This window comes from Alkalihalobacillus phoenicis, from assembly GCF_047302405.1.
Lineage (GTDB): Bacteria > Bacillota > Bacilli > Bacillales > Bacillaceae_D > Alkalihalobacillus.
In genome coordinates, this window is record NZ_CP154853.1 from 2402171 (window position 1) to 2415856 (window position 13686).

General features: G+C 38.2%; 11 protein-coding genes. 2 read left to right on the forward strand and 9 right to left on the reverse strand.

Annotated features, from left to right (window positions below):
- Positions 1-30: 30 nt before the first annotated feature.
- Both AA0017_RS11555 and cymR read right to left on the reverse strand, forming a co-directional pair.
- Positions 31-1191, reverse strand: a complete 1161-nt coding sequence (locus AA0017_RS11555; RefSeq protein WP_413382212.1) for a cysteine desulfurase family protein — start codon at positions 1189-1191, stop codon at positions 31-33.
- Between the two features lie 142 nt (positions 1192-1333).
- A complete protein-coding gene (gene cymR, locus AA0017_RS11560) occupies positions 1334-1753 on the reverse strand; it encodes a cysteine metabolism transcriptional regulator CymR (protein ID WP_413382215.1) in 420 nt (139 codons plus the stop codon).
- 347 nt (positions 1754-2100) lie between these two features.
- Between cymR and AA0017_RS11565 the strand changes: the two genes are divergently transcribed.
- On the forward strand, positions 2101-3396 hold the full coding sequence (locus tag AA0017_RS11565; RefSeq protein ID WP_413382219.1) for a replication-associated recombination protein A: 1296 nt from the start codon (positions 2101-2103) through the stop codon (positions 3394-3396).
- Positions 3397-3625: 229 nt separating this feature from the next.
- On the opposite strand, the gene AA0017_RS11570 is transcribed toward AA0017_RS11565, so the two are convergent.
- The gene (locus AA0017_RS11570; protein ID WP_413382222.1) at positions 3626-5776 is read right to left on the reverse strand and encodes an ATP-binding protein; all 2151 of its coding nucleotides are present in this window, start codon (positions 5774-5776) and stop codon (positions 3626-3628) included.
- 341 nt (positions 5777-6117) lie between these two features.
- Here AA0017_RS11570 and AA0017_RS11575 point away from each other — a divergent pair, with 341 nt between their 5' ends.
- On the forward strand, positions 6118-6753 hold the full coding sequence (locus tag AA0017_RS11575) for an RsfA family transcriptional regulator (RefSeq protein ID WP_413382225.1): 636 nt from the start codon (positions 6118-6120) through the stop codon (positions 6751-6753).
- Positions 6754-7038: 285 nt separating this feature from the next.
- Here the strand turns inward: AA0017_RS11575 and AA0017_RS11580 are convergent, their stop codons facing one another.
- The 6 genes from AA0017_RS11580 to AA0017_RS11605 form a co-directional block, all read right to left on the reverse strand.
- On the reverse strand, positions 7039-7758 hold the full coding sequence (locus AA0017_RS11580) for a LutC/YkgG family protein (protein WP_413382228.1): 720 nt from the start codon (positions 7756-7758) through the stop codon (positions 7039-7041).
- Positions 7755-9185 carry a LutB/LldF family L-lactate oxidation iron-sulfur protein gene (locus AA0017_RS11585; protein WP_413382231.1) on the reverse strand — a complete coding sequence of 477 codons (1431 nt, stop codon included), beginning with the start codon at positions 9183-9185 and terminating at the stop codon, positions 7755-7757. Before AA0017_RS11585 ends, AA0017_RS11580 begins: the two co-directional genes overlap by 4 nt.
- An 18-nt stretch (positions 9186-9203) precedes the next feature.
- Positions 9204-9920, reverse strand: coding sequence for a (Fe-S)-binding protein (locus tag AA0017_RS11590; protein WP_413382234.1), 717 nt, complete (start codon positions 9918-9920; stop codon positions 9204-9206).
- A 1106-nt stretch (positions 9921-11026) separates the two neighbouring features.
- The gene (locus AA0017_RS11595) at positions 11027-11788 is read right to left on the reverse strand and encodes a ThiF family adenylyltransferase (protein WP_413382237.1); all 762 of its coding nucleotides are present in this window, start codon (positions 11786-11788) and stop codon (positions 11027-11029) included.
- 386 nt (positions 11789-12174) lie between these two features.
- Complete coding sequence (locus tag AA0017_RS11600) at positions 12175-12867, reverse strand: ABC transporter ATP-binding protein (RefSeq protein WP_413382240.1); 693 nt, start codon at positions 12865-12867, stop codon at positions 12175-12177.
- Positions 12861-13631 carry an ABC transporter ATP-binding protein gene (locus AA0017_RS11605; RefSeq protein ID WP_413382243.1) on the reverse strand — a complete coding sequence of 257 codons (771 nt, stop codon included), beginning with the start codon at positions 13629-13631 and terminating at the stop codon, positions 12861-12863. Before AA0017_RS11605 ends, AA0017_RS11600 begins: the two co-directional genes overlap by 7 nt.
- Positions 13632-13686 lie beyond the last annotated feature (55 nt).

Below are 13686 nucleotides of genomic sequence, written 5' to 3' on the forward strand. Positions count from 1 at the left end.
AGGTCAAACAAATCGATTATTTCTTTATTTTTATTCGATAAACGGTTTATCTTGTTTAAGTCTACGGACAATCTCCACCGTTTTATTTGCTGCATATTCAATCTGTTCTAACGTATTGTTGAGCCCAAAGCTAAAACGCAAAGCCGATGCATAATGCTCACGTTCTTCTGGATGCATGGCGACTAATACATGTGAAGGATCAATCGAACCTGCTGTGCAAGCCGAACCACTTGAGGCTGATATTCCTTCCATATCTAAGTTCACAAGCATCGATTCCACATTAACACCTGGGAAACTGACATTAAAAATATGCGGTAAACGTTGCTCCTGATGACCATTGTAATAGAATGTTAAACGAGACTCCACTAGAATATCAAAAAAGCGCTGTGAAAAGCTCTTATATTGCTCATTTTTTTCTGCCATATTTTCGTAACTCAATTCTATCGCCTTCGCAAAACCAACGACACCAGCCACATTTTCCGTTCCCGCTCGTCTTTTTCGTTCTTGTTCTCCTCCAAATAAAGTGGGTAAAAGAGTGATGCCATCCTTTACATAAAGCAAACCAATCCCTTTTGGTCCGTTAATTTTATGAGCTGTGATCGAAAGTAGATCGACACCTAATTCTGGAATATTAAGTTCAACTAGTCCACAAGCTTGAACCGCATCGGTGTGAAAGACTGCTTGATGTCCTTGTAAAATTCGAGAAATTTCAGCAACTGGTTGAACGGTACCAACTTCATTATTCCCAAACATCACGGTCACAAGAATCGTATCATCTCTTAAAGCCGACTTTAACTCATCAACAGAAATTTGCCCCGCTTGGTTCACCGGTAAATAGGTCACTTCAAACCCACGCTTTTCAAGCTCCTGACAAGCATGTAATACGGCGTGATGCTCAATTGAGGTTGTAATAATATGTTTCCCTTTAGTAGAATTGGCAAGAGCATAACCAATAATCGCCAAATTATCTGCCTCCGTACCACCGCTCGTAAAAATTAATGTATGCTCCTTCACTCCCAAAAAGGAAGCAATCTTTCTACGCGAATCATCTATTGCTTGTCTTGCCTTCCTCCCTACTTGATGAATACTAGAAGGGTTCCCAAAATTATGTTCATATACTTCAAACATTGCTTTCATCACTTGAGGATGAAGGGGCGATGTAGCCGCATGATCCAAATATATTAATTCCATTTTTTACACCTCATTCTTTTAGCTCACAAATAACTTCTTCTTTTCCTGATCTAGCTACTGTCGGTAGGACTTCGACTTTTCTGTTAATCAACAAAGAAGTGAAAGGGGGATGCCCTCTCACTTGTGGATCGTACTATTTAGTTTAAATGTAGAACATATAATATTCTTGTTCTTCGTCGGATTCAAAGTTCGCCAAATCGTCTAACGTTGTTTCATCTAGAACACTTTTAACCGCATCACGAATTTTTATCCATAAATCTCGTTTAGCTGGCTCTTCATTTTCCATCACTTCCACAGGGCTAATCGGACCTTCTAATACACGAATAATATCTCCAGCTGTGATCTCTTTTGCGTCCTTTGAGAGCATATATCCACCGTAAGCCCCTCTAACACTTTTTACGAGCATTGCGTTACGTAATGGGGCAATAAGTTGCTCCAAATAGTGCTCTGAAAGGTCATTTTCTTTTGCAATTGATTTTAAAGAAATCGGACCCTCACCAGACTTTTTCGCAAGTGCCATCATGATCGTTAGCCCGTAACGTCCCTTTGTAGAAATTTTCATTTAGAATCCCTCTTTCTAACTTTTTTCGTTCTCGAATGATCATGTATTTAAAATAAGTCAAAAAAGACCTTCATGAACCAACCACATTTTCCAATCTATTCCACTATTCCACAAAACAACTCTTTCATACATTGTTACCTGTCCAATTGTTCCTTCAAGCACTTCTACTGACATGCAAACGTTATTATTATATCTTAATTATTATAGCATGAAAAGCAACCGGAATGGTATGAGTTGCATAAAAGTTTGCAAATGATTGGCATTTTCACCGTTTTAAGCTACACTAAAACTAATTGATTTTAGCGAACATACGCTTGATTTATATTGAAATAAAGAGGTGTATTCTTATGTTATTTGATTCATTAGTCGAGGAACCTCTCTCCTACCGAATGCGCCCACGCCATATTGATGAAGTGGCTGGCCAACAGCATGTCATCGGAAAAAAGACCGCCTTATATAAAATGATCAAAAATGGTTATGTGCCTTCAATGCTTCTATATGGTCCCCCAGGTGTTGGTAAAACATCGATAGCTAAAGCAATTGCTGGGACTGTACAAAAACCATTTCAAGCCATTAATGCGACAACTGCTGGAAAAAAGGACATTGAAGAGGCCGTGCAACATGCAAAAGCAGAAGGGAATTTAATTCTATTTATTGACGAAGTTCACCGTTTTAATAAGGCCCAACAAGATTATTTATTGCCACATGTTGAAAGAGGTTTAATTACATTAATTGGAGCAACGACCGAAAATCCCTTTCATGAAGTAAATCCGGCCATAAGAAGTCGTTGTGGTCAAATTAAAGAACTGAAACCATTAACAGCATCAGATATAAGAGCTCTCATCACCCGAGCTTTAAAAGATGAGGAACGGGGGCTTGGTAAACGGGAAATCATAATAACCGATGACACGTTAACCGTACTGTCCAAATCAATTAATGGCGATGCCCGTTCTGCCTTAACGGTTTTAGAAGAGGTCATAAAAGCCTCTGAAAAAGATGACAACGGCAAGATAACCATTGAACAACAAACGGTAAAAGAATGTATTGAAAACAAAGGCTTTACTCACGATAAACAGAGTGATATTTATTATAATTTATTATCGAGCTTACAAAAATCGATACGTGGTAGTGACGTTTCAGCCGCTCTTCATTATTTAGCTCGTTTAATTGAAGGTGGAGATTTAAAAGCGATATGTCGTCGCTTAATTGTCATTGCTTATGAAGATATTTCTTTAGCAGCTCCAGAAGTAGCTGTTCACACCGTTAATGCGGTTGTTGCGGTTGAACGACTTGGTTTGCCAGAGGCAAGAATCCCTCTTGCTAATGTCGTCGTAGAACAATGTTTATCGCCAAAGTCAAATAGTGCTTACACTGCATTGGATGCCGCTATCGCGGATGTCCGCGAAGGTCAAATTGGTGAAATACCAGCCCATTTACAAGACAACCACTACAAAGGAGCCGGGACATTAGGCAAAGGGATTGGCTATAAATACCCTCATGATTATCCAAACTCATGGGTCAACCAACAATATTTACCAGACCTCCTTAAAAAGAAAAAATACTATGAACCAAAAGAAAGTGGCCACGAAAAAATATTATCCAAAGTATTTCATCGCTTAGAATCTTTAAAGGATTCTGATTAGGTAAACTGGACTCAAGTAAGGTCAAGGAGATTTTATATAAATCTACCTTGACCTTTTTTGTTGTTTTAAACCCCTTTTGGGCGGGGTGCTGTGTAAAAACGGACAAACAACTCCCACCAAGCTCATCCCCCTACCTACGCCATCTAACATGATTTCCTCAAAAAAAGCCAAGACAATCAGTTAAAAAACTAATTGTCTTGACCAAGGTTATCTAGAAATGTCTCAAACCTTATTCATCAACTGGCAATTGAATCGTAAAAGTTGTTCCTTCATTTTTTTCACTTTCGACTTCTAATGTTCCGTTTAATTCCTCAATTAAGCGGAAGCAAGTAATGATACCTAACCCAGTACCTGATTCTTTTGTTGTAAAGAATGGTGTACCTAATTTCTCAAGTGTTCTTTCGTCCATTCCTTCACCATTATCGATGACTTTTATGACGATTTTTTTCTCTTCAGGAAGCGAATAAGTGATAATTTTCAAATGGCCTTCAAGTGAAATGGCCTCTAATGCGTTTTTCACTAAATTCATCAAAACTTGATGGAGTTTATTCCGTTCAATTGTTACAAGAGGTACCTTTTCCAGTTCAAGCGTAAACTGACCTCTCCGCCGTTCCACTTCCGTTTGATAAAGGAAGTGAATTTCCTTTATCACTTCGTTAACATCCGCTTCTTCCTTAATCATGACAGAATTTGGATTAGCCATATTTAACAATTCACTTATAATTTCATTTACACGGTCAATTTCCTTTAAAATCACACCATAGTGATCACGATGTTCATCTGAAACTTTATTTGAGCGACCAAATAGTTGAATGAAGCCTCGAATCGTTGTTAATGGGTTTCTAATTTCATGAGCAAAACCAGCCGCTAGCTGACCGACCATTTGTAATTTTTCGGAACGATTCAACTCATTTTCCATTTCACGCTTGTCTGTAACATCATTAAAAACAAGCAATACTCCTTCAAACTCATCCTGATTATTCAAACTTGGAAGTGGCTGAACACTCATAAAGAAATAACGTGATTCCTCTTTATAATGACAGAGGAACTCATAACGACTACTAAATTTTTTCTTTTCAACGACATCATTTAATTTAGCACATTGAACAAACTTAGAAAAAGCATCATTATGTTTGATTAAGTCATCTATTCTCAACCCAATGACCGCTTCTTTTTTCACTCCAAACAATTCTTCGCATGTACGATTAAATGTCGTAATTAAACGACTATCTTTTTGAAACGCTAAAATACCGTTATTGGTTGTCTCTAAAATAAGTGATGATTTTTGATGGCTTTTTTCCCTTTCTACTAAACGCCTAGTCATCATATTAAATGTTCTCGTGAGTGTATCAACCTCATGATAAGAATTTGTCGACAAAGGGTAAACCATCTTTCCAAATGCAAAGTCAGAAGTCGCAAAAACTAACTTTTGTAATGGCTTGACAATATAATTGGAAAGTTTAAAAACAGCGATCACCACTAAAATTAAGACACAGCTAAATAAAAATAAGTATTTATTAATCAACTGACTAAGTGGCTCTTCTATATTGCTATAAGGAACGGAAATCCCGACATACCAATCATTATCGAAGTTACTCGTTTTATCAAGCTGCACAAAATATTGTAACTGTTCTGCTGGTTCATTATGATAGACGAGACGATTTCGAACCATATGTTCAAAACGTTCTGCTGTCAATTGATTGTTTTCGAAGTAATTTAAACGTAAAATAATATCATTTTGGGGGTGAGCGATAATGTCACCATTACCATTGACTAAAAAGGCATGTCCCTCCAGACCAATACTTTGTTGCTGGCGCGTAAACATGTCGACCCGATCCCATAATTCAGTTAAGTTAAAGGATGGAGAAACTACCGCAAAAATATCGCCATTTTCATCTTCAACGGAACCAGCTAAAATAAGTATCGGTCTATTAATGACATCAGACATATAAATATCAGATAAATAGACACCACCCTCAAATGTTTCTTGAACCCACACTCTCTCGGACATGTCTGAACCGACAACTGTATTATCTACATCAACCGCTACTGTTCCACTTTCATCGATAAGAATAGCTCCAAAATATAAATCATTTAAACTAACGAATCTTATTAATTCCTCTTGTATTTCATCTATATTTGACTCTCGATTTGAAATAATTGGATTATTAGTTAACATTCTCACGTCATTAAAACGTTCTTGAATAAAGTCATCTAAACTAACAGCTGCACTTTCGCCTAAAGCATATAGCAACTGTTCGTGTTGGTTTTCAATATCTTCTTTTTGTGATTGAAATGTAATATATGCAATAAAAATTAATGGCAAAAAAGTCACAAAAAAGAAAAACATAAATAATTTCATTCTTAATGATTTGAACATCTGCATCTGCCCCTCGATTTCTGTCGAAAGGAATCTAATGATATCCTTACCAATTTTATTCTACACGTTCCTTGTCAATAAAAAAAGAAGCTTTTCAAAATCCGGCAAAATTCCTCCTTTTCTCTGCCATAATTTTATTCTTTCTTTCAAAAACTTACATTCTAACACATATTCAAAATTTAAAGATTAAGGAATCCCCTAATTTTCGACAGTGTCGTATATTTCTATTTAAATTTGGATATATTAAAAACTATTAGAAACAAAAATAGTGAACTTGTAACAACTCTATATATAGAGAGAAAACTTGAACAGTAAACAAAGGAATTAAGGAGCTGAATAAGATGAAAATAAGACAAGATGCCTGGTCACATGAAGATGATGTACTATTAGCAGAAACCGTTTTAAAACATATTGAGGAAGGAAGTACACAATTACGAGCTTTTGATGAAGTGGGAGATGAACTAAACCGTACATCTGCCGCTTGTGGTTTCCGCTGGAATGCGGTAGTACGTGCTAGATATATAAATCAGATTGAGAAAGCAAAAAAAGAGAGAAAAGAACGGAAACGAGCAGCGAGTTACAATTATTATTATGCAGCTCCACCAGCTAACCCAGCTTGGTCAACGCCAAAACTCTCACCCAAATTCGATACCGAGACATCTGAGGAAATGGATATTCATGGGGTCATTCAATATTTACAATCGTTGGCCCAATCAAACCAATCGTCCTCCATGTGGCAAGTCAAAGCTGAAGTATTAGAAAAAGAAAACGAGAGTCTACGTGATGAAATAAAACACTTACAAACAGAGCTAAATAAATTAAAACAAGATACTAGTATCATTGAAGAAGATTATCAGTCTCTTATTCAAATCATGAATCGTGCCCGGAGAATGGCCGTACTTGATGACGAAGAATCCCTTCACAACCCAACATTTAAGATGGACAAGAATGGAAACCTAGAAAGAGTTGCTAAATAAGGTATATTCACTCAACATATGATTCGTTCACAGCAATGAACTAGACTTAAAAAATGCAAAAAAACTGTACTTATAAGATTGAACCTCAATCTAAAAGTACGGTTTTTATTTTTGATATAATATTCTGCGTGCTAATAGTCTAAAAGTCTGAACCTAGTTAGTCATTCATTCTCCTTGCTTCTTACTTTCAACTTAAAAACCTAATCTTCATTCTCTTCGTCCCCAATTTTTCTTTTTGAACTTCTATAATAAAAAGAGGCCTCCAAATCAGAAGCCTCCTGCTGTTTACATATCATCGACAATAATATAAGTAGCTCGTATCGGTCCGTGTACTCCAACAACGAGGTTCATTTCAATATCAGCACTATTACTTGGACCTGAAATGAAATTTACACATGTTGGGAATTGACCTTCTTTTTGGGCAAGCTCATGTAACATGTCAGTTGCTTGTGTCATCCTTGGAACGATCGTACTTTTTGGGATAATCGCGATATAGCTTGTTGGCAATAAACTGACAGATCGACCTTTGCCATCATTGCTTAATAACACAACGGTTCCGGATTCCGCTAAAGTCATATCAGAAAATGTAATGCCAATATCTGCACGTTCGGCCAGCGTAATGTTTTCATAGCCTTTATCCTTATCCCATTCATAGAATTCAGCCCCATCGACTGGATAGTCTTCAAACGCTTTTTTTACACCAAACTTTTCAAAACGTTCGTCCTTCCAATAAATGATTTCTTTCCCATCATATCGCTCCATCACTTCTGCTAACTTATTAGACAACCCGTCTAACATCACACGTTCAAACGTCGTATGAATTCTTGTACATTGCTCTTTTAGACGCTCCACAAGTTGATCGGGTGTTTCATCAGCAAAAACGGAACGCTGGGGTTCTTTTTTCCACTGTGGACGTACAACCCCTTCCCGTTTTCGTTCCCTGCCTAAACTTGACGCAATTTTATCTAAAAATTTATCTTGGTTTTGAACCGTCCCTTGACTCATGACTTGTCACCCTTTTTTCCACGTTTTTCAAACCAATTACGGAATGATTCTTTTGCTGGCTCAGGAAAATCACGAATGTCTGTCCATGGTTTTACTGGGCCAGGACCTTTTGTAATTTTTCCACCACTCACAAAAGGACTCGCAATCGTTGGAGCAAATTTGCTCGCACTGCTAAAGAATTTCGGAGAACTTGCGGCCATTCCAAACCCTTTCATCGCCAGCTTTTCACCGATAGGAGCTTTCCCTTGCTCCTCGACAATATTTTGACGGTGTTTAATTAATAATTCATGTAAGGGGATTTTAACTGGACAAGCATCCGTACAAGCCGCACATAAACTTGACGCATATGGAAGTTCTTTATATTCATCGTAGCCACCTAATAATGGTGATAAAACAGCTCCGATCGGACCAGGATAAATCGACCCGTAAGCATGGCCACCGATATGGCGATAAATTGGGCAAACATTAATACAGGCGGCACAACGAATACATTGTAGGGCCGATTGAAATTCAGTTCCTAAAATGTTGGAACGTCCGTTATCGACAATGACTAAATGAAATTCTTCTGGCCCATCAATATCTGTTTCTCCCTTTGGTCCTGTTAAACCTGTTACATAGCTCGTAAGCTTTTGTCCAACCGCACTACGACAAAGCATACTTACTAAAATATCAAGTTCCTGCCAAGTAGGGACAATACGTTCCATTCCCATAACGGTAATTTGTGTTTTAGGTAATGTGGAAGCTAGACGAGCATTACCTTCATTTGTTACAAGTGAAATACTACCCGTCTCTGCAACCGCAAAGTTACAACCGGTAATCCCTAAATCGGCGGTTAAAAATTCCCCACGTAATTGCTCACGAGCAAATAAAGCAAGCTCTTCTGGTTTAGAAGATTTTGTATACCCTTTTTTTACTTCAAACGTCTCTCGAATTTGCTCTTTATTTTTATGAAGAGCCGGAGCAACGATATGTGAAGGAGGATCATGATCGTCAATTTGCAGAATATATTCCCCTAAATCCGTTTCAATCACTTCACAGCCAAGATCTTCTAACGCTTCATTCATACTTATCTCTTCTGTAACCATTGATTTAGATTTAATGACTTTTTTCGCCTTCTTCTCTTTGGCTACTTGACGAATATATTCATTCGCCTCTTCTGCCGTTTGTGCAAAAAAGACATGTCCACCTTGCTTTGTCACATTGTCCGTAAGCTGCTCCAAATAAAAATCTAAGTTTTCTAACGTATGCTGACGAATTTCTTCGGATAAATCACGCCAGTCTTCCCAATTCCCTAACTCCTCTGCTGCATGAATTCGGCCGTTTTTTAAACGCTCTTGAGCAGAAACTACTGCATTACGCATAAAGGTATCTTTTACCCCTTTATCGACACGACTATTAAATGCTTGATCCCCAATTTTCATGGTCATGATTGTTTCTCTCCCTACTTATCTTGAGTTCAGTACTTGTGCAATGTGCATCGTTTTGATTGGCTTACCTTGACGGTCAATACGTCCACCTATATTCATTAAGCAACCACAATCCGCTCCAATTAAAACTTCTGCCTTTGTCGATTCAACATGAGCGACTTTCTCATTCACCATTTGTTCTGAAATCGGCACCATTTTAACAGAGAATGTTCCTCCAAAACCACAGCAGTTCTCTTTATTTGGTAAACTCGTAAATTCTAATCCATCCACATTTTGTAATAACGTCATCGGAGCATCTTTGACACCAAGAAGACGAGTCATATGACAGGATGTATGGTATGTAGCTTTGACAGGCAATTTCGCCCCAACGTCTTCCACTTTTAACACATCAACAATAAATTGAGTAAATTCAAATGTTTTATTCGCTAGTTTTTCAGCTTTCTCTTTCCAGTCAAGGTCATTTTTAAATAGATGTGGGTACTCATGAAGCATCGCGGCACATGATCCAGATGGCGAAACAACGTATTCGGCATGCTCAAATGCTTTAATCATATTTTTCGCTACTTCCCTTGTCTCTTTATGATAGCCACTATTATAGGCTGGTTGTCCACAGCAAGTTTGTTGTTTTGGAAAGTCAATCTCACAGCCGAGACGCTCCAGTACTTCGACAACATCCTTGCCAACTTCTGTATAAAAAATATCACTTAAACAGGTAACAAATAATGAAACTTTCATTACGATTCCTTCTTTCTTCTCCTCATTGATAAGGTGATCTGATCACTTAATGTAAGTGCTATCAGTATAATAGAGAATACACAATCTTTCAACCGTTTACATGGAAAAGATACGCGTTTTTTTCATTAACCTTACTATTTATTTATTCTTAATAACTCCACTTTCGCATCGAGAAAATCCGTTCAACGAGTTGGCAGAAGGGAAGCTCTTAAACAAATGCCCTTGACACGTTTAAAAAGCGAGAACGTACTATCACACCAAACGGATAAACTGTGCAGTAAGAAAAAAAAAATAATATGCCCTCCGGCGATCGCTCCCAAACAGACACTCCGCGTCCTGCAGGAACCTCATGAGCCTCCTCAGCGTTTCACGCTTGCGGGGTCTCATTGGACGGTTTATTCCTGCGGGAGTCTCCGTGTCTGTTTGTCCGCTAGATAATGGAATCGAATCTAGGTTCGGTTTTCTCATTGAATAAAAAAACAGTCATGACTTCAAAGGACATTAGCTTGAGAATGATTTTTCTCCTTCCATGACTCATTCCGTTACAGTTGTAAACAAATCAGTGTTGATGCTCTGTACGTTAGCTAGATGATCGAGCTTGTTTCGATAACCAACAAAGTTAAGAAGAAGGTTCTTCTGCGTTAGAAATAGCTGATTTGGAAAGAGCCCTATCATCAAGCATCTTCACTACACTTAGCGGACAAAACCATACGGAGACTCCCGCAGGAATAAACCGTGGAGCGAGACCCCACAGGTGTACCGAGGAGGCTCGCCAGGTTCCTGCAGGACGCGGAGTATGGTTTTGGTAGCGACAGCCGAAGCACTTAATTTTAGTGAACAGTTTCCTTCAACAGCCTACGAAGAGAGGTGTTCAGACTGTCAACGATTGAACCGTTCATGTAAAGTCAATTTGAGTCTTGTATCGCCCTAAAGTTAATCTCTATCAACGGTTAAGGGTCAATTATACGCTGCGAAAGTTGAGCTCTTAATAATTGAACAAAATGAGCAAAAAAGACAACCTAATAAAATCGAGTTTCTTCCCGAATTTATTAGGTTGCCTTTTAAACCATTTCTCCAAGCGAGGTAAAAACCCTAACGTGAGAGCTTTATCTCGAAATTTCAATTCCTTCTAATAAGTTCGTAATTACATGTCCAGCCATAATTAACCCTGCCACAGATGGTACGAAGGCATTGGAAGATGGCGGCATTTTTGCTTTGCGAATTTTGCCTTGTTCGGCTGCTTCAGGTACGATTTCCTTACGAATGTCCTCGCGAATTTTAATCGGCTGTTCATCAGAAAAGACAACATCGACCCCTTTATGGATTCCTTCTTTTCTTAACTTTGTCCGAATTACTTTCGCAATTGGATCATAGCTTGTTTTCGAAATATCCGTTACACGCAAGCGAGTTGGGTCCATTTTGTTAGCGGCTCCCATACTAGAGATAATCGGAATTTTACGAGACAAACATTCTTTAATTAAGTGAATTTTATAGGAGATCGTATCACTTGCATCGATGACATAATCGATTCCATAAGAAAAGAATTGCTCATATGTTTCTTCTGTATAAAACATTTTAAGGGCAATCACTTCACAATCTGGATTAATGTCCGCAATTCTTTCTTTCATAAGTTCAACCTTTTGGCGACCTACTGTTGAAAGCAACGCATGAATTTGACGGTTCACGTTTGTAATATCAACATCATCCTTATCAACTAAAACAAGGCGACCGACACCAGAACGAGCAAGCGCCTCTGCAGAAAACGAACCAACCCCACCAATTCCTAAAACGGCAACGGTACTATTTTTCAATTTATCAAGGCCATCATGACCAATCGCTAATTCATTACGTGAAAATTGATGTAGCATTTCAATATTTACCCCTTCCAAATCAACAAAAAATGATTACGTTTTTGACTATATCACAGCCCTTTAAAAAAGTCTAAAGCTACTGGCAAATCAAGGCTGTAGGATTTGGATAGGGGACTTAGAATAAAAGTGAAACCGGCATTTAAGTTTAATGACTAATCGTCGGTTATTCGCACCGTAATTATAGCAATTCTCAGATTTCATTACCTATCACCGGTTATCCGCACCGTAATCAGGCACATCCTCATATCTCTTTACCATTCTCCGTTTTCATATTCAGTTTGACTAGCAGACAATAGATACAGAATGCTGCGAGGCTCAAGCTCACGCGTGGAAAGCATTGGCGATTTCGTGGGCGGAAGCCGATATAACGTGTCCCTCTCTTACTATGAGCTCAATGACAAGAGCTCATGTCTGATTGTTGGGCTAAATTCTTCGGCTGTACCATCGAAGACGACTTTCCCTTTATTTAAAACATAGACATGATCTGCGAGTTCTAACGCCATCGAGACATTTTGTTCGACTAAAAGCATCGATAACCCTCTCATTTTCAATTGTTTAATAATATTTACAACTTCCTTCACCATAATCGGTGAAAGGCCTTCAGATGGTTCATCGAGCAACAGTACTTTTGGATTAGTTAACAGAGCTCTCCCAATCGAAAGCATCTGTTGTTCGCCACCGCTCAAGTTGCCGCCCATTGACGTTTCCCGTTCTTTTAACCTTGGAAACAGCTCAAATATTTTATTGATTGTCCACCCATCTTTAACTGGCCTGTGGGTCGTCAACAAGTTTTCCTTTACAGTTAAATTCGGAAAAATTCTTCTGCCTTGGGGAACGAGTCCAACTCCCGTTTTAGAAATTTGATAGCTCGGTTTTGCTTGCAACTCCTCACCATTTAAAGTGACCTGCCCGTATTTAGGTGGAACTAATCCGATAATGGAGTGAATCGTTGTCGTTTTTCCCATTCCATTTCTCCCCAAAAGAATCGAAACAGAACTCTCTTTCACTTGTAAGGATACTCCGTGCAAAATATGACTTTCCCCGTAATACGTATGCAAGTCTTTCACTTCTAACATATTTGCTCCTCCTCACTCCCAATATAGATTTGATTCACTTTCGGGTCATTTCGAACCATTTCCGGGCTTCCTTCAACTAAAACACCCCCATCATATAAAACGACCATCCGATCAGCAATCCCAAAAACAACGTCCAAATCATGTTCAATAATTAATAAAGTTAAATCCTTTGGTAACTTATATAATAAGTCAACAATATAATCCGTTTCTGATTGCGACATCCCAGCCGTCGGTTCATCCAATAATAAGATTTGGGGCTCTAGGGCGACCCCTAGCAAAATTTCGATTTGCCTTTGTTCCCCGTAAGACAAATTTTTAACAATTGCATTCGTCCGGTGTTTAAGTCCCCACTTTTCTAATAACTGATGGGCTTCTTCATAGATAGCTTTGTACTTTTTTTCATTTCTCATTTTATACCAAACATAACCATAGCCTAATTTGCGCTGTAATGTTAATAATAAATTATCTAAAACAGAGAGTTCATTTAAGAGATTATTCTTTTGAAAAGTTCGGACCATGCCTTGACGTGTTCGCTTATAGTTAGGCAACTTCGTAATCTTTTTTTCATTATGATAGATTTCTCCCTTACTCGGTGGCAAATCACCTGTAAGTAAATTAAAAAAAGTTGTTTTTCCTGCACCATTCGGACCAATAATCCCAATCCGTTCTCCTTTATAAACCTCTAAAGAAATATCCTTTAAAATATGAAGACCACCGAAGCTTTTTCCGACACCATCTACTGTTAATGTCGCTCTTTTTTTCATCAGAAACACCCTTCCTTATCGCTCATGCATTTGTCTATCCGCCAATTTCGTTTAA